This is a genomic window from Campylobacter sp. MIT 12-5580 (genome assembly GCF_005406235.1).
Classification (GTDB): domain Bacteria; phylum Campylobacterota; class Campylobacteria; order Campylobacterales; family Campylobacteraceae; genus Campylobacter_D.
This window is the reverse complement of record NZ_NXLK01000002.1, coordinates 164,640-189,616: the sequence shown is the minus strand read 5'-3', so window position 1 is coordinate 189,616 and position 24,977 is coordinate 164,640. Positions and strand designations below refer to the sequence as shown.

Genomic DNA, 24,977 nt, shown 5'->3' with positions numbered 1-24,977 from the left:
CTTTTTGATAAAAGCTAGCTCTGCCATTGTAGCAAGAACAAACTTAATTAATCTTTAATAAAATAATCCCCATCAAAGCTGATAAGAGAGTATTGCCTTTCCTCGCCCAAACTTTGCTTTAGCTCATCTATGCTTAAAAAGCTTAAAGTATCAGCACCTATATATTCACGCACTTCTTGGGCATTTTTGTTTGCGCTGATAAGCTCTTCAAAGGTTGGTGTATCTATGCCGTAAAGATCAGGGAATTTAATCTCAGGACAAGCTACTGCAAAATGAATGGTTTTTGCCCCAGCATTTCTTAGCAAAGAAATGATCTTTTTAGAAGTCGTTCCACGCACTATACTATCATCAACGACGACGATTTCTTTGCCTTCAAGGACTTTATGCATAGGATTGAGTTTGAGTTTGACTTTGAGATTTCTTAGCTCTTGAGTTGGTTCTATAAAGGTGCGTCCTACATAGTGATTTCTTACTATAGCCATTTCAAGAGGGATTTTTAAGCGACTTGCAAAACCTAAAGCTGCACTGACTCCACTATCTGGCACAGGTACGACAAAATCAGCTCTGTGCTTAAATTTATCTGCTAGAATTTCACCCATCTTTTTACGCATTTCATATACACTTTTTCCCTCAACTATGCTATCAGGACGCGCAAAATAAATATACTCAAAAGCACAAATTCTAGGCTCAGGCTTAAAAAGTTCTATGCTTTCAAACTCATCTTTTCCAAGCGTAAAGATAAGCATTTCGCCCGGTTTTACATCTCTTATAAACTCAGCTTCTATCAAGTCAAAAGCACAGCTTTCACTAGCTACTATATAGCCTCCATCTTTAAGTTTTGCAAGGCTTAAAGGACGCACGCCAAAACGATCCCTTACCACAAAAAGCTTATCTTTACTTGCTAGCACAAAGCAATACGCTCCCACGCAGTCTTTTAAGCTTTCTATAAACCTCTCTTTTAAATTTGGCTTTTTGCTTCTTGCGATAAGATGGATCACATTTTCAGTATCCATATTTGAGCGAAAAATCGCGCCTTCATTGATAAGTCTTGTCCTTACTTCATCTTTATTTACAAGGTTGCCATTATGTGCAAGAGCGATTTGTCCTAGCATACAGCTTGCTGCTATGGGTTGAGCATCAGCTAAAGATGCACTTCCAGCTGTAGAATAGCGGTTGTGTCCTATTGCTAGCTCACCTTGAAGTGAGGCGAGATTGGCTTCATTAAAGATAGTATTAACTTCGCCTTTTCCTTTTAAGGTTTGTAAATTTTTACCATCGCTCACGCTAATACCACTTGCTTCTTGTCCGCGATGCTGCATAGCAAAAAGAGCATAATACGCATATAAACTTGCTTGTTTTGAATTAATCACACCGACTATAGCACACATTTTAAATTCCTAAAAAATCATTGATCGAATAAAAGCCATTTTTTTGAACCACAAGCCATTTTGCGATTTTAATGGCTCCTTTTGCAAAGGTTGCTCTTGAAGTAGCCACATGACTAAGCTCTAAAAACTCGCCCTCTTCATAAAAACCTATGGTATGCTTGCCAACTATATCCCCGCCTCTTAAGCTCATCACGCCGATCTCATCAGCTTTTCGCTCGCCTATAAGTCCATCTCTGCCACTTACTCGCACCTTGTTTAAGTCTAAATTTCTAGCATTTGCAAGCCCTTGAGCTAAAGTCATAGCTGTGCCACTTGGAGCGTCTTTTTTGTGGCGGTGGTGCATTTCCACAAGCTCTATATCAAAGCCTTTTAGCATACGAGCAGCTTTTTGAGCAAGGTGGTTAAGCACGGCTACGCCAAGGCTCATATTGCTTGCATAAAATACAGGCATTGTAAGGCTAAGCTCTTTCATCAAAGTAAAGCTTGTTTCATCAAGTCCGGTTGTGCCTATTACTAGGGGTTTGGGATTGTTTTTAGCATATGAAAGGAGAGTAAAACAGGCTTGTGGTGTTGAAAAATCAATAATGACTTGAGTTTTATCAAAAAAAGTCTTAAGCTCATCGCCTTTGTCAAATTCACTAGCTTTAAAGTCCTTTTCATCTTCTAAGCAAAAAAGAATTTGCTTACCCATGCGTCCTTTTGCCCCATAAATGCCTATATTTGTCATCATTTATCCTTTTAAAGCTTAAATTCTAGTCTTTTTTTGATTAAAAAGTGATAAAATTTGTAAGGAATTTAGGTTTTAAAAAAGTATTTTGTCGTGTAAAAAAAGTATTTTAAGCCCTTGATTTAGGGCTTAAAATTTAGTGTAAGCTTTCTATATAAGCTAAAGCTGAAAGTGCAGCTATAGCTCCATCGCCTGCAGCACAAATAACTTGTTTTGGTGCGTCTTGTCTTAAATCTCCAGCTGCAAAAAGCCCGGCTATATTTGTTTGCATTTTGAGATTGACTTTGACTTGTCCGCCCTCGCACATATCGCATAAAAAGCTTCCATTGTCTTGTTTTAAAATTTCATTTCTCACATCTAAGCCTACAAAGGTAAAGATCCCCGGCACATTCAAATCCCTTATAGAACCATCTTTAAGCTTGACTTTTACGCCACAAACGCCTTTTTGATCTCCATATACTTCATCTATGCTTGCCTCAGTGATAAGCTCGATTTTTGCATTTTGTTTAACTTTTTCAGTGGTGCTTGGAGCGGCTCTAAATTCGGCTCTTCTGTGGATTAGATATACCTTAGAACAAATATTTGCAAGGTATAATGCCTCTTCAAGTGCGGTATCTCCACCGCCTAAAACAGCCACTTCTTTACCTTTATAAAAAAAACCATCACAAGTTGCGCAAGTGCTTACACCTTTGCCAAAAAACTCATTCTCGCCCTTAAAACCAGCTTTTTTAGGAGCTGAACCAGTGCAAACGATGACTGCTTTTGCCTGCTCGCTTTTTCCGCCCTCAAGCTTAATCGTAAAGGTGTTATCAGCGTTTTTGCTGATTTGTTCTACAGCTATCATTTCATGCTTTAAGCCAAAACGCATACATTGTTCATTCCAAGGCTCCATAAATGACATTCCATCCATTACTTGAGCAACGCCGGGATAGTTTTCTATCTCAGAACTTGAGGTAATTTGTCCGCCGGGCATACCCTTTTCAAACATAACCACATTTTTAAGTCCGCCTCTTGTCGCATAAAGTCCAGCACTGAGTCCAGCTGGTCCTCCACCGATAATCGCTAAATCTAACATTATTTTCTCCTTGTTTTTTTGACAATATAATAGTAAATTTTTTCTTAATATTTGTTAATAAAAATTATTATTTGGAAAAAATGTAAAGATAAGAAAAAAATAAAAAGGCTTAAGAAAGCAAAGCCACAAAAAAGTGGCTTTTAACTTAAAGTAAAGAGTTGAGTTTATCAGCGATGGCTTGTTTTGATTGAGCGCCGATAAGCTGATCAACGACTTGTCCGTCTTTTAAAAAGATAAGTGTTGGTATAGAGCGGACATCAAATTGTTCTGAAAGCTCGCGTTCTTCGTCTGTATTGACTTTGCAAATTTTAGCTTTGCCTTCAAAATCTTCAGCAAGCTGATCAATGACTGGTGAAAGCATTTTACAAGGTCCGCACCAAGGCGCCCAAAAATCAACTAAAGCTACACCGCTTTTAGCTTCCGCAAAATTGCTTGAATTAAGTTCAATGTATTTTCCCATTTGTTTTCTCCTAAAAATTTTTGTGTTATTGTAAGCTAAAAAAGTAAAATTTTTCCTTAAAAACTTATATTTTCTCTAAAATCTATGGCGTTTGATTTGACGCAAAGCAAATCGATTTGAAAATCACTGATAAAGCCTTGCTGCAAGAAATAAAAATCAATAGCCTTTAGTAACTTTTCATACTTTTTTTGATGAAGTCTGTATGCAACCTCATAATCTCCTTGCGTGCTTTTTACCTCGATAAAGTGTAAAATTTCATCTTTTTTTGCGATGATGTCAAGTTCGCCAAATTTGGAGTGAAAATTGCGCTGTAATATAACAAAGCCTTGTTTTTTAAGATAAGCGCAAGCCTTATCCTCGCCTATAATTCCGCTTAAATACTCTTTAAGCCCCATTTAGCTTTGAATTCTCATCATAAAAGGCTTAGCTTTGATAAAATCTTGTTTTTCAAGTGTGCTTAAAAGGGTTTGAATGCTTTTTTCATAAGTATGATGTGTGGTAAAAAAAAGTGTGCTGTGATCTACTTTTGACTTTGGCTTTTGCAAAAAGCTGTCAATTGAAATTTGATTTTCACTCATAAGTTGAGTGATTTTTGATAAAACGCCGATTTTATCTTCAACCTTAAGGCGGAGGTAGTATTTGGTATAAATTTCATCTTGAGGCACGAGAGTATAAGGAATTTGACGTTCAAAGCCTAGCATTGAAGTTTTTGATCGAGTTCTTGCACAATCAATCAAATCAGAAATCACCGCACTAGCCGTTGCCTTTCCACCAGCTCCAGCACCATAATAAAGGCTATCTTCGAGCATATCGCCTTTGATATTAATAGCATTCATCACGCCATTTACCTTAGCTAAGAGCCTATTTTTATCAAGCATAGCAGGATGTACTCTAAGCTCAACCTTATCATTTTGTGCCCTAGCTATGCCAAGAAGTTTGATCGTAAAGTCAAATTCCCTCGCAAAATACATATCCTCGCTTGAAATTTCATGAATGCCTTGTATTAAAATATCTTCTGGCTTATGTTTAAGCCCATAAGCAAGGCTGGCTAGGATTAAAAGCTTATGCGCTGCATCAATGCCTTTTATATCAAAGCTAGGATCAGCCTCAGCATAGCCTAAATTTTGGGCTTGTTTTAGGGCTTCATCAAAGCTGCAGTTTTTTTCATTCATAGAACTTAAGATGAAATTGCTTGTGCCATTTAAAATGCCTTCTATGCCTAAAATTTGGTTTGCACTTAAGCCTTCTTTGAGAATTTTAATGATAGGAATTCCTCCTGCAACGCTAGCTTCATAACCAAAAAAGGCATTTTTAGCAAGCTCTTCAAGCTCATAGCGATGATAAGCAAGCATGGCTTTGTTTGCGCTCACAACAGCTTTTCCTTGCTTTAAAAGCTTTGAGATGATAGCAAAAGGCTCATCAACCCCACCCATAAGCTCGACAAAGATATCTATATCTTCTCGTTTTGTGATCTCTTCTATATCTTGCACTACAGGCACTAAAGCGTTTGCTTTAGCACTTCTAGCTAGAGCTATGACAGGTTTTAACTCTTTGCCACATCTTGCTTTGATAAGCTCTTTATTTTGTATCAAAGCTTCACAAACTGCTGAGCCAACCGTGCCATAGCCTAAGATCGCTATATTCATATTTTATTCACTTTTGAGGTATTTTTTGATATTTCTTGCAGCTTGGCGAATTCTGTTTTCATTTTCTATCAAGGCTATACGCACATATTCATCGCCTGCTTCTCCAAAACCAATGCCCGGACTTACCGCCACGCCAGCATTTTGTAAGAGTTGCTTTGAAAACTCTAGGCTTTTAAGATGAGCTTTACTTTGCGGAAGTTTTGCCCACACAAACATACTTGCACGAGATTTTTTTAAACTCCAGCCTGCATTTTCAAAAGCGTCTATTAAAACATCAAGTCTTTTTGTATAGGTGTTTTTAATCTCTTCTATACAAGTTTGATCCCCATCAAGTGCTATAGTTGCTGCTACTTGAATAGGTGTATACATACCATAATCAAACCAAGATTTGATCTTTTTAAGTGCGGCTATAAGACGTTTGTTACCCACGACAAAGCCCACACGCCAGCCAGCCATATTGTAAGTTTTTGAAAGTGTATAAGCTTCAACTGCTACGTCTTTAGCACCCTCAACCTCAAGAATAGAAGGCGTTTTATAATCCCCAAAAGCAAGCTCAGCATAAGCAATATCTGAGATGATATAAAAACGTTCTTTTTTTGCCATAGCCACAAGTCTTTCATAAAAGCTTTTTTCAGCTGTTATAGTGGTAGGATTGTGTGGGAAATTTACCACAAGGTATTTTGCACGTGGTATGCTTTCTTTTAAAGCTGTTTCAAGGCTAGCAAAGAATTTATTTTCATCAAGTTCAAATTGTTCATTATAATGAAGAGGCATTTTAGCTACATTACCCCCTGCTATGATAAAGGCTTGAGTGTGTATAGGATAAGCTGGATCAGGCACTATGGCTACATCGCCGGGATTGATGATAGCTCTTGCTAAATTTACAAAGCCTTCTTTACTACCCATAGTCGCTACTGCTTCTGTTTCTGGATCAAGTTCAACGCCGTATTTTCTTTTATACCAATTACAAATGGCAAGGCGAAGTTTGTAAATTCCAGCTGAAACTGAGTAGCCAGAAGTTTTGTCTTTATTTGCACTTTCACAGAGTTTATCGATGATATGCTGTGGGGTTTTACCGTCTGGATTACCCATGGAAAAGTCTATGATGTCCTCTCCGGCTCTACGCGCTGCCATTTTAATGGCATTGACTTCTGCAAAAACATAATTTGGCAGCCTTTCTATGGTATTAAAGCGAATTTCTTCAAACATAGTCTTCTCCTTTATTTTGAAAGATAAATTTCAAGTCCTCTACGTATATTGTCTAAATTATAAGAATCTCCAACGATCGCATAAACAGCATTTGAAGGTATGGAGCTTGAAAAATTATTATTTTTTTCTTGACTTTCTAAATTTTCGATGAGCTTTAAATCTTTATCTACAAAGATGATCTTAGGAAACCAAGTATCAGCAGGACTTGCTTTAAGACTTATCGTGTTTGCTCCCTTAAGATCGATTATATAATCTTTCAAAGGGCGTCCTAATTTTGTGCTTTGATTAAGCATAACATTTGTATTTGTGCTGAGTTTTGCTCTTGAAAAATCAAGGCTATATTCATAGCTATATGCTCCTGTTTTGCGGACATTTTCTATAAAAACGAAATTTTGTTTTAAAATCATATAAAAACTGCCCGGATCAAGGATATATCTTGACTCAACGCGAAGTTTATAAGTGCTAATATCAGTGCTTAAATCAAGCTGTATAGGAGTAAAATACACAAAACCTGCTTGATTTAAAGCATCATTAACAATCTTTAAAAACAAGATGTTTGAAGCCTTGCTCTTAAAACTTAACTCAAGGCTTTGTGAGCTGGCTAAAGTAAGACTAAGCAAGGAATTTGTTTTGAGTATCCTTGAAATTTCGCTTAAATTTGCATAACCATTTTCATCAGTATAATCCCTACCTTCAAACAAAAGCTTTAATTTTGCCTCTAAATTTGGATTTGCTATGATATTTTGAGCAAGCTCTAAGCTACTTATAGCAAATACCTTTGTGCTAAGAAGCATACCTAAAATCAAAACTTTTGCAAACAACCTTACCATTCTTTACCCCTGTTATGGCTCATAAATTCAGCCAAAGAAATGCTTTTAATCTTACCATTTTGTACCAAAAAACGTTTTGAAGTGCCGGCTGGAAATTTTTGCTCCTTGCCTTCATCATCAATAAGCGTTAGTGCGGTTGCTCCGATTAAAAGGAGTTGATTTTTATTAAGATCAACTGAGAAATTATTTTCTGTGACTACAGCACTTTTTGAATTTGAGTCAAGATCGATAAAGCCAACCCAAACCTTACCAGAAGTGCTAAAAATCGCTTCTTTTTGACTTACATTTTCATTGACAATGGGCTGAGTTTGGGCGGTATTTTGTAAGTTGATACTTGAAATTTCATTATTTGAGCTTGTGTTTTGTTCGCTTTTTTCTTGCTCGTTTTCTTTATTTTTTGCCTCAGTGTCATTTTCGCTTGTGTTTTGCTCGCTTTCGCTTTCGTTTAAACTTACTTCTTTGCTATCTGTGTTTTTGACATTATTTTGTGCTTCATCGATGATTTGCACCACAGAAGAGCTTGAGTTTTGCGTAATTTGCTCGCTACTTGTGCCAAATTTAAACCAGCCGTATTGATAGATAAACCAGCCAAGTGCGATGATGATGATAAGAGCTAAAAACCATATCCAAAAGCTTGATGATTTGTGTGAATAAGCATCAAGTTTTGGTGGAACGCCACTTTGCTGAGAAAGCACCTTATCTTCATTCGTCTCGCTTTCATTTAAAAAGGCATTGTATTCTTCAAGAAAAAGGGTGAAATCAAGATCATATTCACGACTTAGGATTTTTAGAAAGCCTTTGACATTAAAGCGACTTAGCTTTTTGAAGTCTTTTTCAAGCAAAGCTTCTAAAAAAGCCATTTCTATCTGTGTTCTTTGAGAGACCTCTTTGAGGTTTAAATTTTCTAAGTTATTCATTTACCATCCTATCACAAAGTATTGCAAAAGCAGCGCTCACATTGAGGCTGTCAAATTCACTTTTCATTTTTATACCTACACTTTCATCGCATTTTTTTATGACTTTTTGAGTCAAACCAAAACCCTCACTTCCCATAATCAAAACCTTTTTATCTTTTGTTTTAAGCGAACAAATGTCCTTGCCATCTTTATGGCTTGCATACAGATAAAAACCAAGCTGTTTAAGCTCATTTAAGGCGCTTAAACCATCTTGCACTAGTGTTATTTTCATATCCATCGCTGCACCTGCACTTGTGCGGATAATGCCTTCAATGCCTACACTTGAACCAACTATAAGCAAACTTTTTACTCCAAAAACATAAGCTGTTCTTGCGATAGAGCCTATATTTCCAACATCACTAATACCATAAAGCATAACGATAAAGTCATCTTTTTTAAGCTCGTGAAAAGGCGTAAAAGTAAAGTCTTTTACTCTCATCAAAAAACCTTGATGATTGCCACCTTTTGCCAAAGCTTGAGCGGCTTTAAAATCAAGCTTTTTAATCTTCACGCCACTTTGAGCGATTTTTGTAAAGCTTGCTTTATCGCATTCTTTGGCTAAAAAAAGCTCTTCAATCTGCTCTTTATGCCTTGCAAGAACATAAAAAAAGATTTGTTTTCCGTAAATTATCATCGCTCATTCTACCTTATTTTGACTTAAAAGCAGTTTGTTATAAAGCTCTTTTGCATTTTTTTGAGTGATTTTTGCTAAAAGTTTGCTTTTTTCTTTTAAGGAAATATCAAGAGCTAAGATATCACTCTCATTTAAAGTGCTTCTGGCAAAATTTGTTTCTTTGTTGGCATCGATAACTAGCACCCATTCGCCATTTAAATTTTCGTTTTGAAGTATGTTTAAAAGCTCTTGTGCTGAAGCTTTGAATTTTTTTTCAAATTTTTTGCTGATTTCTTTAATGATAAAGATTATTCTTTGTGGATCAAGCAAGGCTAAGCTTTCAAGCAAAGCTAAAATGCGAGTTGGAGCTTCATAAACTATACTCACAAAAGGATTTAAAAGCAAATTTTCAAGCTCATTTTGTCGTTGCTTACCTTTGTTGCTTAAAAAACCCATAAAGATAAATTCTTTCACCCCAAAACCACTTGCTGCAAATGCAGTAATAGCAGCATTTGCTCCGGGTAAAACCTCATAAGCTATATCATTTTTTAAAGCAAAATCAACCAAAGCGCTCCCCGGATCACTCACGCAAGGCATACCTGCATCGCTCATAAAAATAATATCTTGTTTAAAAAAATCAGCATTTAAAGAAGCAAGCACTTCTTTTTCGTTGTGGCTATGAAAGGAGATAAATTCTTTGTTTTCAAAACAAAGCTCGAATTTTTGGCTTAGCAAATGAAGCAAGGATTTGCAAACCCTTGTATCTTCACAAAGCACGATTTTACAAGTCTTTAAAAGCTCTATCGCCCGATAAGAAATATCAGCTAAGTTGCCTATGGGCGTGGGGATAAGATAGAGCATAAAAAGGCTTATTGCATAGCGTATTTTTTCTTAAATTTCTCTACACGACCTGCCGCATCGACGATTTTTTCACTACCGGTAAAAAAAGGATGGCAGTTTGAGCAAATATCAACACGAATCTCAGCCTTGTTTGACTTTGTTGTAAAGCTGTTTCCGCACGCACAAGTTACTTTGCATTCTACAAATTCTGGGTGTATGTCTTTTTTCATCATTAATGCCTTTGAAAAATTATTTTGAAAATAAACGCAGATTATACCCAAAATAAAATAAATTTAAACTAAAATCTTAAAAAGCCTTTAATTTTATAAAAATTTAAACTTATTTTTAAAAAGCTTTAAGATAAAATATCTTTAATCTATGAAATTTAGCCCAAACTTAAATTCGCAAGCACGCTTATAGCCGCACTTTGACTTTTGAGGATATAAGGGTGTGTGAGCTTTACTTTTTTTGCAAAAAGTTCTCTTTCTCGCTGAGAAAATCCCCCTTCTGCACCAATGAAAAAAATTTCTTTTTTATAATCGCTAAAGCTTTTTAACTCCTCTCCTTCAAAATCAAGCAAAATAGCCCCAGCATAAGCCTTTTTAAACTCATCACTACTCTTAAAAACTGAAATTTTCATTAAATTTGCCCGCCCGCACTGCTCGCAAGAAGCAATCAAAATTCGCCTCAAACGTCCTAAATCAAGTTTAAAATTGCGTTGAGAAAAGTCAGCATACACAAGTAAAAGTTCTTCTAAGCCAAGTTCGTTTAAAATGGGTAGAGTTTTTTCAAGCACGCCTGTATCAATCATAGCTAAAGCAAGCCTTATACCACTTGAAAATTCCGGCTTTTCTTCGCTTTTTTTCAGCTCAAGCACAGCGTGTTTTTTATCAAATTCACAAATTGTATATTCATACAAAAAAATATCGTTTAAATTCCTAAGTTTTAGGCTTTCATTTAGTTTTGCTCTTCTTGCCCTAAGGTGCAAAAAAGCTTCATTTTCTAGGCAAATACGAGCTTCGCCGGCTTTTTCATGATATAAAAACTGCATAATATCGTTGATATAAATATGGCACAGTGAGTAAAAAAAGCGTGATAAGTAAGATAAAAAAACTCCACGCCCTAAAACCTTGATAACGTCTTTTTTGTCTTGCTTTTTTGAAGCGGTTAAATTGAAAGATATTCAAAGCGACGATAAGACACCAGCTAGCAAGCATTAAGCCGTGAAAAAAACTAAATTCAAAGCTTTTTAAAGCCAAAAGCAAAGAGCCGGTAAAAAAAACTATACTTAAAAAAAGATAATACACCGGCAAAAAAAGCCGAATGCGTCTTATAAAATAAAACTCTGTCCTAAAGCTACTTTGCGTTAAAAACAAATAAAAAACCATCAAAAATCCACTCGCATAAAGGCTATATATATGAAAAGCAAGCACGAGATCATAGATTTGCATACACTGCTCCGCTTTTAAATTCCTTAAATTTAAGCTCAAAGCTTAGATCATCTTGCACTGGCAAAGGCACATTAGTATCATTGACTTCGCTTTTTTCATCATCTTGCTCGATAAGTATGTTTGTATCATTGAACTTTGGCGTGATTTTTTCACTTTTATCTTCGCCACAAGCGATAAAAAAACAAAGTAACAATAAAATCCAAAGCTGTTTATAACTTTTCATCAAAGCTCCTTTTTGTTGATAAATTCATACTCGCCTTTGAGTTTTTCAAAAAAAAGCTCATCGTCCCAATCGCTTTGAATTTCTTTTGAAAACTCGATCTCATCAAGCTTTATAGGCGGTAAATGCTCGCTGTAAGCATCTTCTTTAAAACCTTGTGCGTAACCGCTTCGCGTTTCATGCACGATAATGCTTTGTAAATTTACGCCTTTTTCGCCATTTTGCATTTTTGTTTTTGAAAGCAAGGTATCAATCAGCACAAAAAATACACGACAAAAATTCTCCGCACTTGCATTTACACCCAAGCTCACCCAACGTTTAGAATGCTTTTTCATATCTTTTAAATACGCCTCATCATCATCTTTAAAAAGCGTGATAGCATGATCAAAGCTATCGATGATCTGACGAATTTCTTGTTTTAAAAGCCCAAAATCATACACCATACCAGCATTATCTAAAAACTTACTTTCAAGCAAAACTTCTACCTTATAAGAATGCCCGTGAATGCTCGTTTTACACCGCTTTGAAGTGCAAAATCTAACTATGTGTGCGTTTTCAAACTCAAATAATTTTCGTATAATCATACGCCTTCTTTTTCTCCCCAAAGCCTGATGTGAATTCTATCTGAGTAATTATAACCATTTTTTATGCAAAATTCAGCAATTTTTAAAGCATTAGTTTTAAGCTCAAGCTCATTATATCCCATAGGCATACAAAAAACCTCAGCTTTGGCTTTTTCAAGTATGTATTCTATCTCCTCATAAGCCTTATTTGAAACGATCATCTTTTCATCTAAAACAAATTTATAAAAACTCATCTTAGCATTTGAAATGATTGCTTGTATAGCCTCAAAATGAAGTCGTTCTTTTTGGCTTAAACCGCTATTACTTAGCTTTACGCCCATAGCAAAAATGCAGCTTTTATAAAGTGGAAATTTATCAAAATCAATAAAAATACTCGCATTTGTCTCAAAATGCACCTCAAAACCACTCTCAAGCAAAGCCTTGATAAAGCTGATAAATTCAGCACTTTGATGATGAAGCAAAGGCTCGCCTCCTGTGATAACGATGATAGGTTTTTTATCTTGAATAAGTTTTAAAACTTCAGCTAAAAGCTCTTTAGCGCTTAAGTCTTGATAAGAGTTTTTAAATTCTTTTGTCCAAACAGCGCGTAAGGTATCACAGCCCACAAGGATTTTATCTTGCATTTGTTTTTTTACTCCAAAACCAAAGCAGTTAAAATTACAGCCCGCAAAACGCACAAACAAAGCTAAGCTCCCAGCAAATTTACCCTCACCTTGTATGCTTAAAAAATACTCTACAATCTGCAAAACATCGCCTTTTTTTTAAAAAATAAAAACATAATTATAACCTAAGATACAACAAAATGTATCGTTAAAAAGCGATGAAATTTATTTTTGATTGTTTAAATCAAAATTTAGTTTTCTTGCTATATAATTTTAATAATATTTTTTAAAATACTGAAAATTAAAAAGGTATATTTTATGGAATTTTTAAAGGCTCATATTGATTGGATTATCTTAGGAATTCTTGGGATAATGGCTTTTTTAGCACTTTGGTGCGTGATCGAACGACTGCTTTTTTTTAGAAAGATTAATATGAGCGAATATCAAAATCAGCAGGAATTTGATAATGCTTTGAGCGAAAATTTAACAACCTTATATATCATTTATTCAAATGCACCTTATATAGGACTTTTAGGAACGGTTATTGGGATTATGGTGGTATTTTATGATATGGGGCTTTCAGGCAATATCGATGTAAAATCCATAGTCGTAGGGCTTTCTTTAGCCTTAAAAGCTACGGCTTTAGGGCTTTTGGTGGCTATCCCTTCTTTGATGGCGTATAATGCCCTGCTTCGTAAAATTTCAATTTTAAGCTCACATTATCAAAACAAAGACGCAAAAAATGATTAAAGTGCCTAAAAACGAGGGTTTAAACATAGTGCCTTTTATAGACATTATGCTTGTTTTGCTTGCTATTGTTTTAAGTATTTCAACTTTTATTGCTCACGGACAGATCAAAGTTGAGCTTCCAAAGTCTGAATTTGCCACTTCTGCAAATGATGATAAGGAAAAATTTCTCATCGCTATCGATGAAGAAAATTCATTTTATCTTGATGACAAGCTCATCAGCCTAGAAAGCTTAGAACAAGAGCTTAACAAGCTTGATAAAAAAACCCTTGTCGAGCTTAAAGCTGATAAAGACGCCAAATTTGAAAGCTTTATACAAATCATTGATCTGCTTAAGGGCAAAGAACACGAGAATTTCCAAATCATCACAGAAAGGCAAACAAGATGAAAAACACGCAAAAACAAGCCTTTGTTTTAACCTGTCTTATATTTTCGCCACTTTTTCTTTTCGCTGTGCTAGGTGATCCTTTTAAAAGCGAGATCAAAGGCGATGATCGTGTTACTTTAGTGATGAGTCAATTCATCGCACAAGGACAAACCAATCAAGTCGGCGAAGCCAATACCCCACCCGCACCAGAAGAAGACAAACCAAAAGAACGCAAGAAAGAACATAAAAAAGAGCAAAAAAAGAGAGAAATTCACAAACACGCTAGAAAAAGTATAAAAGAAAAACCTCAAGAAGAGCTTACTAAAGCTTCAGCTCCAGCAGGTGGAGCCCAGATTGATAATAATGCGCCAACCCAAATTGGCACACTTGCTTTTGGTAAAGATGACAATCCTTTTTTAAGAGAGATCAAAAAAGCCATTGATGAAGCCGCAAGAAAGACTTATCCAAGACAAGCACGCAAAATGCGTTTAAGCGGTGAAGTTTTGCTTGAGTTTGTTTGGCTACATAATCAAACCCTTGATAAAGTAAGGATAGTCAAAAGCTCAGGACATGAAATTTTAGACTCAAATGTGCTTAAAGTAATCGCTAGGGCTGCTAAAAACTTCCCACAATACGAAAAAAGCGTGCGAATTCAAATCCCTATCGTGTATAATCTCAAAGATTAAACAAAATCGCCCTCTTTCTTTTTTTGTATTTTTATCTTTTAAGCCACTTTGCCAACCCTACCTTAATGATGATAAAATGAGTCGTTTAAGCGTTTTGCTTTACTCTTTTTTTAAGCGATAAGTCAATGATAATTTGTCTTGCTTACCCTTTTTAGCTATAATTTCGCTTTCAAAAAAGGGATAACCATGCAAGCAATCGATCTTGAAAAACACAGCATAGCTAAGCTTTTCTTTAGGTATTTTATCCCCTCACTTTGTGCTATGCTTGCGCTTTCAACTTATTCTACCATAGATGGCATTTTTGTGGGACAAAAACTTGGCAATGACGCTCTTGCTGCTGTTGGCATTGCTTGGCCTGTTTTTCCTGTTTTAATTGCTTATGAGCTTTTATTTAGCATAGGTGCAGCAAGTTTAAGCTCTTATTATCTTGGTAAAAATGAGCCTGAAAAAGCAAGGCTTATCTTTTCTTCGGTGTTTTATTTTGCTTTGCTTAGTGGCTTAGTTTTAGGCTTTGTGTTCTTTCTTTTTTGCGATGAGATTGTGCTTTTACTTGGTGCAAGTCAAACCATAGCTCCTTTGGCTGCTGAATATCTTGAAGTCATTTTTCTTGGCTCTTTTGTCATCGTTTTGCACCCCTTGCTTGATATTTTTGTGATGAATGATAAGCGTCCTGTTTTGGCTATGGTGGCGATGATTAGTGGGGCTTTAAGCAATGTTGTGATGAATTATTTTTTCATTTTTGTTTTTGAATGGGGGCTTTTTGGCTCGGCTTTGGCAACGATTTTAGGGCATTTTATAGGCTTTTTGATCTTATTTTGGCATTTTATCTCAAAAAAGGGACAAATTTATTTTATCAAAGCCTTTCAATTTTTTACGCTTTTTAAATCCGCACAAAATGGCATAGCTCAAGCTAGTGCAGAACTCAGCGCAAGCATTGTTATGCTTATAGCTAACCATATCTTAGGCTTTTTAGGAGGAGATAGAGCAATCGCTACATATAGCGTTGTAATGTATTCTGGTATAGTGCTATTTACAGCCTTGCTTTCAGCTTCACAAGCCGTGCAGCCAATAGCGAGCTTTAATTACGGCGCAAATGCCTATGCAAGGCTTGTTAAGATACTTCGCTTTGGCTGCGTGTTTAGCCTTGTGCTTGGAACCTTGATGTATGTTTTATCTTATCTTTTTAGCGAGCATTTAGTCATCTTGTTTTTACAAAAAGATGAATTTGGCGGCATTGATGAGGATTTTTTAGCTGGGTGTATAGAGGCGATACGAATTTATTTTCTAGGCTTTATTTTGATCGGTTTTAATATGAGCGTAGCAAGCTTTTTTCAAAGTGTGCAAAAGCCTTTAAGTTCATTTATCGTTACCATATCTTATACCTTAGTTTTTGTGTGTATTTTCTTTCTTATACTGCCAAATTTTTTTGGTATAAAAGGCATATTTTTAAGCTATCCTTTAGCCGAGCTTTGCTCTTTTTTCGTAGCTTTAGCTGTGATCTTTTGGGCGTTTAAAAAAGGAAGCTTGAAGCAAGATAAGAATTTACAAGAAGCGGTATAAATATCTTAAAATAAAATTTAGCCCTCAGTTCTTACAATAAGGCTTTTTGGGAGTTTAAATTTTAAGATAAGCTCTTCTTCTTTTGCTCTCATTTGTCCTTGATCTGCTTCATGATCGTAGCCAAGCAAGTGCAAAAGTCCGTGTAAAAAAAGTAAGGAAAGCTCTTCTTGCTTGCTGTGTCCTAGTTTGCTAGCTGTTTGCTCGGCTAGCTCTGTGTTAATAACTATACTTCCAAGTGGTAAATTGAAACCAAACTCATCTAAAAGCGGAAAAGATAATACATCAGTGCTTTTTTCAATCCCTCTTTGCTCGAAATTGATCTTTTTCATCGTTTCATTATCTACTAAAAGAAGTTCTATGTCCTTAGTGCTTAGCTCATCAGCTAAAATTTGCAAAAAATCACAATCCATATCCTCTTGGCAAAGTATCATTGAATTCCTTTTGATAAAATAGCCTTTATTATATCAAAAAATCTCAAGGAAAATTATGAAAAAAGCTTTGTGTATCATCAGTGGGGGCATGGATAGCACAACTTGTGCGTATCTGGCAAAAAAAGAAGGTTTTGAGCTTGTGGCTTTGCATTTTGACTATGCTCAAAGAACGCAGGAAAAAGAAAGAGCTTGTTTTGAAGCAATTTGCGAGGATTTGGGTATAAGTTTAAACAATCGCTATATTTTAAATACTGATTTTATCAAAGCTATAGGAGCAAATTCGCTTACTGATACTAGTCTTGAGATACCTAAAAATGAATTTGGTGCAAATGAAACGCCAAATACTTATGTGCCTTTTAGGAATGGCATTTTTTTAAGCATAGCTGCAGCCTTAGCTGAAAAGCATGAATGCGAGGCGATTTTTATAGGCGTGGTTGAAGAAGATAGTAGCGGTTATGCTGATTGCACTGAAGCTTTTATCAAAAAAGCTGAAGCTTTTATCAATGAAGGCAGGGCTACAAAGCTAAAAACGCAGATAAAAACTCCTCTCATTCATCTTAAAAAAGCTGATATAGTCAAGCTTGCCTTAAAAGAAAAAGTGCCTTTAGAGCTAACTTGGAGCTGTTATGAAAGGCAAGATAAGGCTTGTGGGGCTTGTGATAGCTGTTTGTTGCGTTTAAAAGGCTTTAGCGAGGCTGGGCAAAAAGATAAGATAGAATATGCTTAAAAACTCGCTACAAATTTATATCAACCTTGCTTCATTCATAAAAAATGAATGTATATAAGCAAAAAGATTTAAGCCCAAGTATTTAAAATACCATTGATCTTGCCTGCTTCATCAGCAGAATAAGCTTGTAAAAAAGTTGTTCTTAGCTCTTTCATCACTGCTTTAAGCTTGGCATAATCAAGTTGTGTTTGATCTGAGTTTTCATCTAGACCAAGATATTTTAGACTTTTTTCTATAAATTCTTGCTCTTCTTTTTGCATAAGTTTATCAAAACTTGTTTTATCAAATTGAGCCTTTTCATCAAAAGCTTGAGGAAGAAATTCTTTTAGAAGTTTTTGTTCTTCTTTGCTAAGAGTGTTAAAATCCTCGTTGTTTCTTAGCTTGTCCTTTATATTTTCTAATTTATCATCAATAACAGCCTTAGCACTTTCAAGCACATAATTAAGATAGTCAAAGTTAAGCTGTGCTTCTACTTTTTCTCTATTATCGTAGGCGTATTGAGTCCCTTCTTTTTGCTCTAAAATCATTTCATCTTTGCTTAAAATTTCTTCATAAACTATTTTTCCATCTAAATTTTTATCATTTTTTATAGTTTTATCAAGTTCAAGAGCTATGGTAGAAGCAGCAAATTTGCCATTTTCATAAAAAGTAGGACGCCTTTCTTTTAAATCACCGAGCTTTTGGTATGTGTAAATACCTTCTGTCCAAGAAGATAAAACTTCTGTTCCAGAATATATATACCATCCTGTTTCTCTAAATCCGCTCCTTGTTTCATCAAGCTCGCTTTGCTCCAAAAAGCCATTTTTATCCGCATCAGCACTTAAATATCCTCTTGTATAAGCAATATCTCCATACCAACCAGAAACAAAACTTTCAGCCTCACCACTCAAGATATAAGCTTGTCCTATTTTAGATACATTTTCATTTCCAAAATTTTCTCTTAAGGTATTTAAACTTTCTTCGCTTAGAGCTGATTTAACAGCTGCTCCTGTAAGAGGATCCTTAAAATAAATGGTTTGAAGATGGCTTTGAGCATTGCTTACTTGAGAATTGGTATGTGAAGTATTTTCAAGCTTTTTTACCTCTTCTTCGCTTAAGCTTCCTGAGCTAAAATTTGATTTTAAAGAGTTGTAAATAGTAGAACCTAAACCCTTTGAAACATCAAAAGTTGTATGTGTAAAATTGAGCTTAGTTGTATTGTTTTTCCCTGAATAATCAAGAACAGAACCTTTTAAATTCACTAAGCTCATTTTTATCTCCTTAATTACTCTTATTTTGCACTAAAATCGACAAAAAGCAAATAAAATGAAGTGTTTTTATATTTTATGAAGTTAAAAATTTGTAGTTTTTTAAGGTAGAGCTAAAAAAGCAAATTAAAAGGCTTAAATTTGCTTTTTGATTTTACATTTAGGGCATTCTAAAAAAGTGCCTTTTTTAAGCTCTTTGATGATCATATAAGAGCCACATTCCTCGCATTTTTCATCGCTTGGCTTATAATTGCTGACAAATTTACATTTTGGGTATTCACTACAACCATAAAATTTACCCCTCTTGCTAAAACGTTCAACAACCTCTCCTTTTTGACATTCAGGACAAATAATACCTGTGCCATTAGCCTTTTTTTGTGGGCTTTTAGCTTGTTCTTTGCTTTCTAAATTTCTTGAGTATTTGCATTTAGGGAAATTTAAGCAGGCTACAAACTCGCCATATCTACCCTTGCGGATAGCAAGCTCGCCCCCACACTGCGGGCAGCTTTCATCAAGCTTGATAAGGGTTTTTTGACTAGCGATTTTTGTCTTGCCCTCTTCTACTTTTCGCATAAAAGGATAGTAAAATTCTTTTAAGGTTTCTTGCCAGTCTGCCTTTTTTTCAGCTATTTCATCAAGGGTATTTTCAAGTTTTGAGGTAAACTCAGCATCAACTATATCGCCAAAATGCTTTTCTAAAACCTCAACCACACTAAAAGCAACCTCACTTGGCACAAGCTGTTTTTTATCTATCTTTACATAATCACGACTTGTGAGTATAGAAATAGTCGGTGCATAAGTTGAAGGGCGTCCTATGCCTAGGCTTTCAAGCTTTTTTACAAGCCCAGCTTCAGAATAACGAGGTGGAGCCTCAGTAAGATGAGAACTCATATCAATTTTTTGAGTTTTTAGCACTTGGTCTATTTTTAATTCTGGTAAAATTTTATCCTTATCCATATCCCCATATACTTTATAATACCCATCAAAAAGGATTTTGCGTCCGCTGATCTTAAACACAGCCTTATCACCACTTACAAAAACGCTTTGATTTGATGATATGGCAGGATTCATTTGACATGCTAAAAAGCGGTTGTAGATCAAAGTATAAAGCCTAAGTTCATCTTTTTCAAGAAATTGTGCTGCAATTTGCGGAGTAAAGTTTAAATTCGTAGGACGTATAGCTTCATGGGCTTCTTGAGCGCCTTTTGACTTTGTCGCATACACCAAAGGCTTGGCTGGTAAATAGGCTTTTGAATAGTTTTTTTCTATAAAGTCCCTTGCACTTTGCACGGCTTCTTTAGCTAAATTTAAGCTATCTGTTCTCATATAAGTGATCACGCCCATCACGCCTTCGTGCGTTTTTACGCCCTCATAAAGCTTTTGAGCGATCATCATAGTTTTTTTAGGATTAAAACCAAGCGTATTGCTTGCGCTTTGTTGTAGGGTTGAAGTCATAAAAGGCGGTGGGGCTGGAAGTTTTCTTTCTTTGCTTTCTATATTTGTAACCTTAAATTCAGCCTTTTTACATGCTTCTAAGATGAGTTTGGCTCTGTCTTTGTTCGTAAGTGTGAGTCTTTCTATCTTTTTTTTATCAAATTCAACAAGTTCAGCTTCTAAGTCTTTAGCAAAAACCATATCTATACTAAAATACTCAAGCGGAACAAAGGCTCTAATCTCCCTTTCTCTATCAACGATGATCTTAAGCGCGGCACTTTGAACCCTGCCAGCTGAAAGCCCTTTTTGAATTTTTTGTCCAAGCAAGGGGCTGAGTTTATAGCCTACTATACGGTCAAGCAAACGCCTTGCTTGCTGGGCATTAACCGAGTTCATATCAAGTTTTCTTGGATTGTTTAAGGCATGCTCAATCGCACTTTGAGTGATCTCATGAAAAACTATGCGAGGCAAGGAGTTTTCATCTTTATCAATGGCTTTAGCAATATGATAAGCTATAGCCTCGCCCTCTCTATCCTCATCAGTTGCAAGATAGACTTGCTTAGCTTTTTTTGCCTTTGTTTTAAGCTCTTTTACGAGCTCGCTGTGATCCTTTGAGATGCGGTATTCTGGAGTGAAGCTATCATCATCGATTTTAATACCAAAACTACTTTTTGGCAAGTCCCTAATATGCCCTTTTGAAGCGATAACCTCATAATCTTTACCTAAGAAATTACCTATAGTTCTGGCTTTTGCTGGGGATTCTACGATGATGAGGTTTTTCATTTGACTTGCCTTTTTGTTTTAAAATTGCAAGATTTTACTAAAAATTTGTAAAATTTTGACTTTAATTTAGGATTTTTTATTTTTCATTCCAAAAAGTTTGCAAATCAAGCTTGATTTTATCGCCATTCATAAAAGAACCTTGTATATTAAAGTCTTTTATATTAATCTCGCTTGTAAGTATGAGTTTGACTTTATCTTGACTAGGATCAAGTTCGCTTTGAAAAGTTGCTATCTTACTTACTCCATGTAAGCTAAGCTCGCCTTTTACTTCGCCTTTAAGCCCTTCTTTTGGGGTGTAACTTTGCATGATAAAATTACCCTTTGGGAAATTTGGCTCATCTAAAAAATCAGCCTCAAGCAAGTGCTTATCTCTATCTTTATCTTTGCTATCAACTGAACTGATGATGATCTCTCCATTTAAAGCTGTGATAAGATTGTTTTCATCAAGGCTTAAATTTCCACTAAATTCCAAAAACTGCCCCTCAACACTTGCTACAAGAAATTTGCTTGCGATAAAGGCGATTTTTGAGCTTTTATCTACGCTGTATTCTTTTGCCTCAAGGCTTGAAAGACTTAGCAATGCTAAACTGAGACTAAATACTAAAAATTGAAACTTTGCACGCATTTTTACTCCTTTGTTTGGTGCCTTTGTTTAAAAAGTCTTAGTAAAAGCTCGTGCAAGGTTTTTTGCTCCTCTTTTGACATACAAGAAAGCATAAGCTCATCTTGAACCTCAAGCATAATCTTAAATGTTTTTAGGGCAAGTTCTTCGCCTTTTTGCGTGAGATAGATGATATTTTCCCTTCTGTTTTCAGGGTTTTTTTGCCTAAACACAAGCTCTTTAGCTTCTAAATCATCGATTAAAAAACGAATATAATTTTTATCCAAATGAATGAAGCTATAAATGCTTGTTTGAGAGTGTTTTTGCTTATAACATCTCCACAAAAGCCCAGCTTGCTTATGAGTTAAGGAAATCTCCTTTATCTTCTCATCAAAAGTTGCTGATAGCTCATCACGCAAATCTGTTGCTAAAAATCCTATGCAATCCGTCAAATCAGTTTGCATTTATCCTCCCTTTTTAAGTCTTAAGAGGGCAAGTCTAGCACATTTTACTTTAACTTTTTATTTAAAAAATTTTCATTTTTTATTATAATCACTAAAAATGAAAATAATAAAAAAATGAATATTAACATAAGCTTTCTTAATTTTTTTGAATTTGTTGATTTTTTAAAATTATGCTAAAATGGCTTTTTTTCAAATGACAAGGAGTAATGATGAAAAAGATTTTATCTATTTTTATGGTGGTGTGCTCTTGTTTTGGCATTACATTTGCAAATGATGCAACGCTAAGCCAAAAGAAAGTCTATATAGTGCATGGTTACGCAGCAAACAAAAACGCTCACTGGTTTTCTTGGCTTAAAAATAAGCTTGAGGCTAAAGGCGTAAGTGTTGAGGTGCTTGATATGCCAGATAGCCTTGATCCAAAGCTTGATAAATGGCTTGCTACTTTGCAAAACTCGATAAAAAATGTCGATGAAAACACCTTTATCATTGGACATAGCTTAGGTTGTATCACCACACTTCGCTTTATCGAGAGTTTAGATGAGGACAAAAGGCTTGGTGGTGTGCTTTTGGTGAGTGGATTTTATGAGCCTTTAAGCATTTTACCTGTGCTTGATCCTTTTGTCAAGGAACCTTTGCAAAGCAAAAAACTAATCAAGATGATCAACAAACGCATCGTGCTTTCAGCAAAAGATGATGTGATCGTGCCAACAAATTTAAGTGAAAATCTCGCCAAAGCTATAAATGCTAAATTCGTGCAAATGCCAAAAGGCAATCATTTCATGGAAGAAGACGGCTTTAAAGAATTGCCTATGGCTTTACAGCTTATCGAAGAAGAGCTTCAATAATAAATTTAAGCTACGCAAGGACTTAAAAACTTTCTTTGAATTTAAAGTATAAAAGTCTTGAAAAAGGGAAAAATTAGATGGCAAGTAGCGTGGAATTTAAAGACTTTGTTTTAGAATGCTTGCAAAACTGCGAAAGTGGATTTGATTTTAAAACAAGAAAAATGTTTGGCGAGTATTGTTTTTATATGCTTGATAAAAGCTATGAAGCTAAGCCTTGCTTTTTGCTGTGCGATGATACGCTTTTTGTCAAAGCGCACAAAGAGTTTGAAAGCTTACTTTGTGAAAATGAAAAAGCCAAACCCTTTGAAAAAGCAAAGCTTTGGTATGTGCTTGATCCTGAAAATTTAGAGCTTTTAAAGCAAGTCGTGCAAACTTTGGCTTTAATTAAGGCTTGAAAAAGTGAAAAATTGAGTATTTAATTTTTAATATTATAAAGCTAAACATTAAAAAAACAATAAGCTATATTAAAAAATTTTATTATTTTTATCTATAACTTTGCTTTAAAAATTCCACCAAATAAGACTTTTAAATTCTTAAATTACTTTTTGCAAATTTGCATTTTTATCCTTTTTAAAAGGAAAAAAACTTTAAAATTTAAGGCTAAAAGCTTGACAAAAGAATGAAGTTTTTATACAATCACCTTTTTATTTTCGTTAGCTTTGTGCTAACAAGTTCTTTGTAAAGGAAAATTATGGAAAGGATTAGGCTTAAGCTTAAAGCTTATGATCACCGGGTTCTTGATAGAACAGTTGCAGCCATAGTTGAGGCTGTTAAAAGGACTGGTGCGGACATTCGTGGTCCTGTGCCAATGCCAACAAAAATCAAACGTTACACCGTTTTGAAATCTCCACATATCAATAAAGATTCAAGAGAACAATTCGAGCTTAGAATTCACGCAAGAATGCTTGATATAGTAGCAGCTACACCTGATACAGTGGATTCTTTAACCAAACTTGACTTGGCCCCAGAGGTAAATGTCGAAGTTAGGGCTATGGGTAAGTAAAAGGATAAAAGATGGAATATATCGTAGAAAAAATAGGTATGAGTAGAACCATTTCTAATCCAAGTATAGCTGTAACCTTACTTAAACTAGTCAATACTAAAGTATGTGAGGTAGAAAATGGCAAAGCCTTAGTCGCTTTTGTAAAAGGTAAAGCAAAAAACAAAAGCATAGCTGGACAACAAAAAAAATACAATCTTTCAGCTGAATTTAACCGCTTTGCAAGCCTAGAAGTAGCCAATACCGAAGCTGGCGACATCGATGAAAGCCCATTAAAAGAAGCTAAAATTTTAAAAGTAAGTTTTAACTCAAAGGGTAGAGGCTATAGCGGCGTGATTAAAAGACACGGCTTTTCAGGTGGTCCGGCAAGTCACGGTTCAAGATTTCACAGAAGACACGGCTCTATTGGTAATAGAGAGTGGCCAGGTCGCGTGCAACCGGGTATGAAAATGGCTGGACATTATGGCAATGAAAAGATCACTGTTAAAAATGAACTCATTTCATATGATGCTGAGAATAAAATCCTTGTGCTTAAAGGAGCAGTTCCAGGATATAATGGTGCAATGGGTAGAATAAGGATAGCCAAATGAGTAAAGTAGTAGTTTTAAATGATAAATTTGAAAAAACAAGTGAGCTTGATTTACCACAAAGCTATGCACAAATCAATCCGCATAATCTTTATTTGTATGTAAAATCATATCTTGCAAGCTTAAGAGCAAACAACGCTCACACTAAAAATAGAAGTGAAGTAAGTGGTGGGGGCAAAAAGCCTTGGAGACAAAAAGGAAGAGGCGGAGCTAGAGCTGGTTCAACACGAACAAATGTTTGGGTAGGCGGTGGTGTAGCCTTTGGTCCTACAAATAACAAAAATTACTTCCAAAAAGTGAATAAAAAGCAAAAAAGATTAGCCCTAGAAAGAGCTTTGGCTGAAAAGGCTGAAAAAGGTGCTTTATTTGCCGTGCCAAGTTTGATTGTAGAAAGCGGCAAGAGTAAAGACGCTCAAGCTATCATTAAAAAGCTTAATCTTAAAGATGTGCTTATAGTTAAAGATTTCGTTGATGAAAAGACTTTTTTAGCGTTTAGAAATTTAGCACATTGTTATGTGGTTGATCTTAGCGAAGTCAATGCTTATTTAATCGCTGTATTTAAAGCAGTGATCATAGAAGAGCAAGCTTTAAAAACACTCACGAAAGAGGCGTAAAATGGCAGATATTACAGATATAAAAAGCATACTCTACACTGAAAAAAGCTTGAATTTACAAGAACGAGGTGTGGTGGTGATCCAAACAAGTCCTAAGATGACAAAAAATAGCCTTAAAGCAGTGCTTAAAGAGTATTTTGGCGTGAGTGCTGAAAAGATCAATTCTTTAAGAATGGATGGCAAAGTCAAACGTTTTAGAGGACGTATAGGACAAAGAAATGATTATAAGAAATTTTATGTAAAGCTTCCTGAAGGGGTAAGCTTAGAAAGTAAGGAGGCTTAA

Annotated in this window: 33 protein-coding genes; 11 read left to right on the top strand and 22 right to left on the bottom strand. The window is 35.4% G+C overall.

From position 1 onward, the window contains the following. Nucleotides 1-47 precede the first annotated feature (47 nt). From purF to CQA38_RS02855, 17 genes are all read right to left on the bottom strand, one after another. Entirely contained in the window at nucleotides 48-1,388 is a 1,341-nt protein-coding gene (gene purF, locus CQA38_RS02935) for an amidophosphoribosyltransferase (RefSeq protein WP_137632498.1), read from the bottom strand. A gap of 1 nt (nucleotide 1,389) precedes the next feature. Continuing rightward, nucleotides 1,390-2,115: a 4-hydroxy-tetrahydrodipicolinate reductase gene (gene dapB, locus CQA38_RS02930; RefSeq protein WP_137632631.1), complete on the bottom strand. Its 726-nt coding sequence runs from the start codon at nucleotides 2,113-2,115 to the stop codon at nucleotides 1,390-1,392. 136 nt (nucleotides 2,116-2,251) lie between these two features. Beyond that, complete coding sequence (locus tag CQA38_RS02925; RefSeq protein WP_137632497.1) at nucleotides 2,252-3,190, bottom strand: FAD-dependent oxidoreductase; 939 nt, start codon at nucleotides 3,188-3,190, stop codon at nucleotides 2,252-2,254. Between the two features lie 145 nt (nucleotides 3,191-3,335). Further along, on the bottom strand, nucleotides 3,336-3,650 hold the full coding sequence (trxA, locus tag CQA38_RS02920; protein WP_137632496.1) for a thioredoxin: 315 nt from the start codon (nucleotides 3,648-3,650) through the stop codon (nucleotides 3,336-3,338). 56 nt (nucleotides 3,651-3,706) lie between these two features. Beyond that, on the bottom strand, nucleotides 3,707-4,045 hold the full coding sequence (locus CQA38_RS02915) for a YraN family protein (protein WP_137632495.1): 339 nt from the start codon (nucleotides 4,043-4,045) through the stop codon (nucleotides 3,707-3,709). Continuing rightward, complete coding sequence (locus tag CQA38_RS02910) at nucleotides 4,046-5,296, bottom strand: homoserine dehydrogenase (RefSeq protein ID WP_137632494.1); 1,251 nt, start codon at nucleotides 5,294-5,296, stop codon at nucleotides 4,046-4,048. A gap of 3 nt (nucleotides 5,297-5,299) precedes the next feature. After that, a complete protein-coding gene (locus CQA38_RS02905; RefSeq protein ID WP_137632493.1) occupies nucleotides 5,300-6,505 on the bottom strand; it encodes an LL-diaminopimelate aminotransferase in 1,206 nt (401 codons plus the stop codon). Between the two features lie 11 nt (nucleotides 6,506-6,516). Further along, nucleotides 6,517-7,326, bottom strand: a complete 810-nt coding sequence (locus tag CQA38_RS02900) for a hypothetical protein (RefSeq protein WP_137632630.1) — start codon at nucleotides 7,324-7,326, stop codon at nucleotides 6,517-6,519. A 2-nt stretch (nucleotides 7,327-7,328) separates the two neighbouring features. Further along, on the bottom strand, nucleotides 7,329-8,252 hold the full coding sequence (locus tag CQA38_RS02895) for a hypothetical protein (protein WP_137632492.1): 924 nt from the start codon (nucleotides 8,250-8,252) through the stop codon (nucleotides 7,329-7,331). Beyond that, nucleotides 8,245-8,925: an RNA methyltransferase gene (locus CQA38_RS02890; RefSeq protein ID WP_137632491.1), complete on the bottom strand. Its 681-nt coding sequence runs from the start codon at nucleotides 8,923-8,925 to the stop codon at nucleotides 8,245-8,247. Before CQA38_RS02890 ends, CQA38_RS02895 begins: the two co-directional genes overlap by 8 nt. A 3-nt stretch (nucleotides 8,926-8,928) precedes the next feature. Continuing rightward, nucleotides 8,929-9,765: a 16S rRNA (cytidine(1402)-2'-O)-methyltransferase gene (gene rsmI / locus CQA38_RS02885; protein ID WP_137632490.1), complete on the bottom strand. Its 837-nt coding sequence runs from the start codon at nucleotides 9,763-9,765 to the stop codon at nucleotides 8,929-8,931. Between the two features lie 8 nt (nucleotides 9,766-9,773). Further along, entirely contained in the window at nucleotides 9,774-9,974 is a 201-nt protein-coding gene (gene rpmE, locus CQA38_RS02880; RefSeq protein ID WP_137632489.1) for a 50S ribosomal protein L31, read from the bottom strand. Between the two features lie 155 nt (nucleotides 9,975-10,129). After that, the gene (locus CQA38_RS02875) at nucleotides 10,130-10,795 is read right to left on the bottom strand and encodes a 16S rRNA (uracil(1498)-N(3))-methyltransferase (RefSeq protein WP_137632488.1); all 666 of its coding nucleotides are present in this window, start codon (nucleotides 10,793-10,795) and stop codon (nucleotides 10,130-10,132) included. After that, nucleotides 10,776-11,195 carry a hypothetical protein gene (locus CQA38_RS02870; protein WP_137632487.1) on the bottom strand — a complete coding sequence of 140 codons (420 nt, stop codon included), beginning with the start codon at nucleotides 11,193-11,195 and terminating at the stop codon, nucleotides 10,776-10,778. Before CQA38_RS02870 ends, CQA38_RS02875 begins: the two co-directional genes overlap by 20 nt. Then, the gene (locus CQA38_RS02865) at nucleotides 11,182-11,418 is read right to left on the bottom strand and encodes a hypothetical protein (RefSeq protein WP_137632486.1); all 237 of its coding nucleotides are present in this window, start codon (nucleotides 11,416-11,418) and stop codon (nucleotides 11,182-11,184) included. Before CQA38_RS02865 ends, CQA38_RS02870 begins: the two co-directional genes overlap by 14 nt. After that, nucleotides 11,418-11,999, bottom strand: a complete 582-nt coding sequence (locus CQA38_RS02860) for a 6-carboxytetrahydropterin synthase (protein WP_137632485.1) — start codon at nucleotides 11,997-11,999, stop codon at nucleotides 11,418-11,420. Before CQA38_RS02860 ends, CQA38_RS02865 begins: the two co-directional genes overlap by 1 nt. After that, nucleotides 11,996-12,745: a 7-carboxy-7-deazaguanine synthase QueE gene (locus CQA38_RS02855; RefSeq protein WP_137632484.1), complete on the bottom strand. Its 750-nt coding sequence runs from the start codon at nucleotides 12,743-12,745 to the stop codon at nucleotides 11,996-11,998. Before CQA38_RS02855 ends, CQA38_RS02860 begins: the two co-directional genes overlap by 4 nt. Before the next feature lie 174 nt (nucleotides 12,746-12,919). Between CQA38_RS02855 and exbB the strand changes: the two genes are divergently transcribed. From exbB to CQA38_RS02835, 4 genes are all read left to right on the top strand, one after another. Further along, entirely contained in the window at nucleotides 12,920-13,351 is a 432-nt protein-coding gene (exbB, locus tag CQA38_RS02850) for a TonB-system energizer ExbB (protein ID WP_137632483.1), read from the top strand. Continuing rightward, nucleotides 13,344-13,736, top strand: coding sequence for a TonB system transport protein ExbD (gene exbD, locus CQA38_RS02845; RefSeq protein ID WP_137632482.1), 393 nt, complete (start codon nucleotides 13,344-13,346; stop codon nucleotides 13,734-13,736). The genes exbB and exbD overlap by 8 nt, the downstream gene beginning before the upstream one ends. Beyond that, a complete protein-coding gene (locus tag CQA38_RS02840) occupies nucleotides 13,733-14,401 on the top strand; it encodes an energy transducer TonB (RefSeq protein WP_137632481.1) in 669 nt (222 codons plus the stop codon). Before exbD ends, CQA38_RS02840 begins: the two co-directional genes overlap by 4 nt. Nucleotides 14,402-14,587: 186 nt before the next feature. Beyond that, nucleotides 14,588-15,961 carry an MATE family efflux transporter gene (locus CQA38_RS02835; protein WP_137632480.1) on the top strand — a complete coding sequence of 458 codons (1,374 nt, stop codon included), beginning with the start codon at nucleotides 14,588-14,590 and terminating at the stop codon, nucleotides 15,959-15,961. A 17-nt stretch (nucleotides 15,962-15,978) separates the two neighbouring features. On the opposite strand, the gene ybeY is transcribed toward CQA38_RS02835, so the two are convergent. Next, nucleotides 15,979-16,392 carry an rRNA maturation RNase YbeY gene (gene ybeY, locus CQA38_RS02830; protein ID WP_137632479.1) on the bottom strand — a complete coding sequence of 138 codons (414 nt, stop codon included), beginning with the start codon at nucleotides 16,390-16,392 and terminating at the stop codon, nucleotides 15,979-15,981. 52 nt (nucleotides 16,393-16,444) lie between these two features. On the opposite strand from ybeY, the gene queC reads away from it, so the two are divergent. Next, on the top strand, nucleotides 16,445-17,119 hold the full coding sequence (queC, locus tag CQA38_RS02825) for a 7-cyano-7-deazaguanine synthase QueC (protein WP_249355169.1): 675 nt from the start codon (nucleotides 16,445-16,447) through the stop codon (nucleotides 17,117-17,119). A 68-nt stretch (nucleotides 17,120-17,187) separates the two neighbouring features. Here queC and CQA38_RS02820 read toward each other — a convergent pair whose 3' ends face one another. The 4 genes from CQA38_RS02820 to CQA38_RS02805 all read right to left on the bottom strand — a co-directional run bounded on the left by CQA38_RS02820 (nucleotide 17,188) and on the right by CQA38_RS02805 (nucleotide 21,648). After that, nucleotides 17,188-18,369: a hypothetical protein gene (locus CQA38_RS02820; protein ID WP_137632477.1), complete on the bottom strand. Its 1,182-nt coding sequence runs from the start codon at nucleotides 18,367-18,369 to the stop codon at nucleotides 17,188-17,190. 132 nt (nucleotides 18,370-18,501) lie between these two features. Then, nucleotides 18,502-20,583: a type I DNA topoisomerase gene (gene topA, locus CQA38_RS02815; protein ID WP_137632476.1), complete on the bottom strand. Its 2,082-nt coding sequence runs from the start codon at nucleotides 20,581-20,583 to the stop codon at nucleotides 18,502-18,504. A gap of 76 nt (nucleotides 20,584-20,659) precedes the next feature. Further along, nucleotides 20,660-21,208: a YceI family protein gene (locus CQA38_RS02810; RefSeq protein ID WP_137632475.1), complete on the bottom strand. Its 549-nt coding sequence runs from the start codon at nucleotides 21,206-21,208 to the stop codon at nucleotides 20,660-20,662. A 2-nt stretch (nucleotides 21,209-21,210) separates the two neighbouring features. After that, a complete protein-coding gene (locus CQA38_RS02805) occupies nucleotides 21,211-21,648 on the bottom strand; it encodes a MarR family winged helix-turn-helix transcriptional regulator (protein WP_137632474.1) in 438 nt (145 codons plus the stop codon). Nucleotides 21,649-21,857: 209 nt separating this feature from the next. Here CQA38_RS02805 and CQA38_RS02800 point away from each other — a divergent pair, with 209 nt between their 5' ends. From CQA38_RS02800 to CQA38_RS02775, 6 genes are all read left to right on the top strand, one after another. After that, nucleotides 21,858-22,493 (top strand): alpha/beta hydrolase, encoded by a 636-nt coding sequence (locus CQA38_RS02800; RefSeq protein WP_249355159.1) that lies wholly within the window; start codon nucleotides 21,858-21,860, stop codon nucleotides 22,491-22,493. Between the two features lie 77 nt (nucleotides 22,494-22,570). Further along, nucleotides 22,571-22,888, top strand: coding sequence for a TfoX/Sxy family protein (locus tag CQA38_RS02795; RefSeq protein ID WP_137632473.1), 318 nt, complete (start codon nucleotides 22,571-22,573; stop codon nucleotides 22,886-22,888). A gap of 296 nt (nucleotides 22,889-23,184) precedes the next feature. Continuing rightward, nucleotides 23,185-23,496, top strand: coding sequence for a 30S ribosomal protein S10 (gene rpsJ, locus CQA38_RS02790; RefSeq protein WP_137632472.1), 312 nt, complete (start codon nucleotides 23,185-23,187; stop codon nucleotides 23,494-23,496). An 11-nt stretch (nucleotides 23,497-23,507) separates the two neighbouring features. Then, nucleotides 23,508-24,083 carry a 50S ribosomal protein L3 gene (gene rplC, locus CQA38_RS02785; protein ID WP_137632471.1) on the top strand — a complete coding sequence of 192 codons (576 nt, stop codon included), beginning with the start codon at nucleotides 23,508-23,510 and terminating at the stop codon, nucleotides 24,081-24,083. Further along, a complete protein-coding gene (rplD, locus tag CQA38_RS02780; RefSeq protein ID WP_137632470.1) occupies nucleotides 24,080-24,694 on the top strand; it encodes a 50S ribosomal protein L4 in 615 nt (204 codons plus the stop codon). Before rplC ends, rplD begins: the two co-directional genes overlap by 4 nt. A gap of 1 nt (nucleotide 24,695) precedes the next feature. Beyond that, on the top strand, nucleotides 24,696-24,977 hold the full coding sequence (locus tag CQA38_RS02775) for a 50S ribosomal protein L23 (RefSeq protein WP_137632469.1): 282 nt from the start codon (nucleotides 24,696-24,698) through the stop codon (nucleotides 24,975-24,977).

What these genes read in the sequence shown, in the direction of transcription:
- purF (WP_137632498.1), bottom strand. Translation starts at nt 1,388, where the DNA reads ATGTGTGCTATAGTCGGTGTGATTAATTCAAAACAAGCAAGTTTATAT.
- dapB (WP_137632631.1), bottom strand. Translation starts at nt 2,115, where the DNA reads ATGACAAATATAGGCATTTATGGGGCAAAAGGACGCATGGGTAAGCAA.
- CQA38_RS02925 (WP_137632497.1), bottom strand. Translation starts at nt 3,190, where the DNA reads ATGTTAGATTTAGCGATTATCGGTGGAGGACCAGCTGGACTCAGTGCT.
- trxA (WP_137632496.1), bottom strand. Translation starts at nt 3,650, where the DNA reads ATGGGAAAATACATTGAACTTAATTCAAGCAATTTTGCGGAAGCTAAA.
- CQA38_RS02915 (WP_137632495.1), bottom strand. Translation starts at nt 4,045, where the DNA reads ATGGGGCTTAAAGAGTATTTAAGCGGAATTATAGGCGAGGATAAGGCT.
- CQA38_RS02910 (WP_137632494.1), bottom strand. Translation starts at nt 5,296, where the DNA reads ATGAATATAGCGATCTTAGGCTATGGCACGGTTGGCTCAGCAGTTTGT.
- CQA38_RS02905 (WP_137632493.1), bottom strand. Translation starts at nt 6,505, where the DNA reads ATGTTTGAAGAAATTCGCTTTAATACCATAGAAAGGCTGCCAAATTAT.
- CQA38_RS02895 (WP_137632492.1), bottom strand. Translation starts at nt 8,252, where the DNA reads ATGAATAACTTAGAAAATTTAAACCTCAAAGAGGTCTCTCAAAGAACA.
- CQA38_RS02890 (WP_137632491.1), bottom strand. Translation starts at nt 8,925, where the DNA reads ATGATAATTTACGGAAAACAAATCTTTTTTTATGTTCTTGCAAGGCAT.
- rsmI (WP_137632490.1), bottom strand. Translation starts at nt 9,765, where the DNA reads ATGCTCTATCTTATCCCCACGCCCATAGGCAACTTAGCTGATATTTCT.
- rpmE (WP_137632489.1), bottom strand. Translation starts at nt 9,974, where the DNA reads ATGAAAAAAGACATACACCCAGAATTTGTAGAATGCAAAGTAACTTGT.
- CQA38_RS02875 (WP_137632488.1), bottom strand. Translation starts at nt 10,795, where the DNA reads ATGCAGTTTTTATATCATGAAAAAGCCGGCGAAGCTCGTATTTGCCTA.
- CQA38_RS02870 (WP_137632487.1), bottom strand. Translation starts at nt 11,195, where the DNA reads ATGCAAATCTATGATCTCGTGCTTGCTTTTCATATATATAGCCTTTAT.
- CQA38_RS02865 (WP_137632486.1), bottom strand. Translation starts at nt 11,418, where the DNA reads ATGAAAAGTTATAAACAGCTTTGGATTTTATTGTTACTTTGTTTTTTT.
- CQA38_RS02860 (WP_137632485.1), bottom strand. Translation starts at nt 11,999, where the DNA reads ATGATTATACGAAAATTATTTGAGTTTGAAAACGCACACATAGTTAGA.
- exbB (WP_137632483.1), top strand. Translation starts at nt 12,920, where the DNA reads ATGGAATTTTTAAAGGCTCATATTGATTGGATTATCTTAGGAATTCTT.
- exbD (WP_137632482.1), top strand. Translation starts at nt 13,344, where the DNA reads ATGATTAAAGTGCCTAAAAACGAGGGTTTAAACATAGTGCCTTTTATA.
- CQA38_RS02840 (WP_137632481.1), top strand. Translation starts at nt 13,733, where the DNA reads ATGAAAAACACGCAAAAACAAGCCTTTGTTTTAACCTGTCTTATATTT.
- CQA38_RS02835 (WP_137632480.1), top strand. Translation starts at nt 14,588, where the DNA reads ATGCAAGCAATCGATCTTGAAAAACACAGCATAGCTAAGCTTTTCTTT.
- ybeY (WP_137632479.1), bottom strand. Translation starts at nt 16,392, where the DNA reads ATGATACTTTGCCAAGAGGATATGGATTGTGATTTTTTGCAAATTTTA.
- CQA38_RS02820 (WP_137632477.1), bottom strand. Translation starts at nt 18,369, where the DNA reads ATGAGCTTAGTGAATTTAAAAGGTTCTGTTCTTGATTATTCAGGGAAA.
- topA (WP_137632476.1), bottom strand. Translation starts at nt 20,583, where the DNA reads ATGAAAAACCTCATCATCGTAGAATCCCCAGCAAAAGCCAGAACTATA.
- CQA38_RS02810 (WP_137632475.1), bottom strand. Translation starts at nt 21,208, where the DNA reads ATGCGTGCAAAGTTTCAATTTTTAGTATTTAGTCTCAGTTTAGCATTG.
- CQA38_RS02805 (WP_137632474.1), bottom strand. Translation starts at nt 21,648, where the DNA reads ATGCAAACTGATTTGACGGATTGCATAGGATTTTTAGCAACAGATTTG.
- CQA38_RS02800 (WP_249355159.1), top strand. Translation starts at nt 21,858, where the DNA reads ATGAAAAAGATTTTATCTATTTTTATGGTGGTGTGCTCTTGTTTTGGC.
- CQA38_RS02795 (WP_137632473.1), top strand. Translation starts at nt 22,571, where the DNA reads ATGGCAAGTAGCGTGGAATTTAAAGACTTTGTTTTAGAATGCTTGCAA.
- rpsJ (WP_137632472.1), top strand. Translation starts at nt 23,185, where the DNA reads ATGGAAAGGATTAGGCTTAAGCTTAAAGCTTATGATCACCGGGTTCTT.
- rplC (WP_137632471.1), top strand. Translation starts at nt 23,508, where the DNA reads ATGGAATATATCGTAGAAAAAATAGGTATGAGTAGAACCATTTCTAAT.
- rplD (WP_137632470.1), top strand. Translation starts at nt 24,080, where the DNA reads ATGAGTAAAGTAGTAGTTTTAAATGATAAATTTGAAAAAACAAGTGAG.
- CQA38_RS02775 (WP_137632469.1), top strand. Translation starts at nt 24,696, where the DNA reads ATGGCAGATATTACAGATATAAAAAGCATACTCTACACTGAAAAAAGC.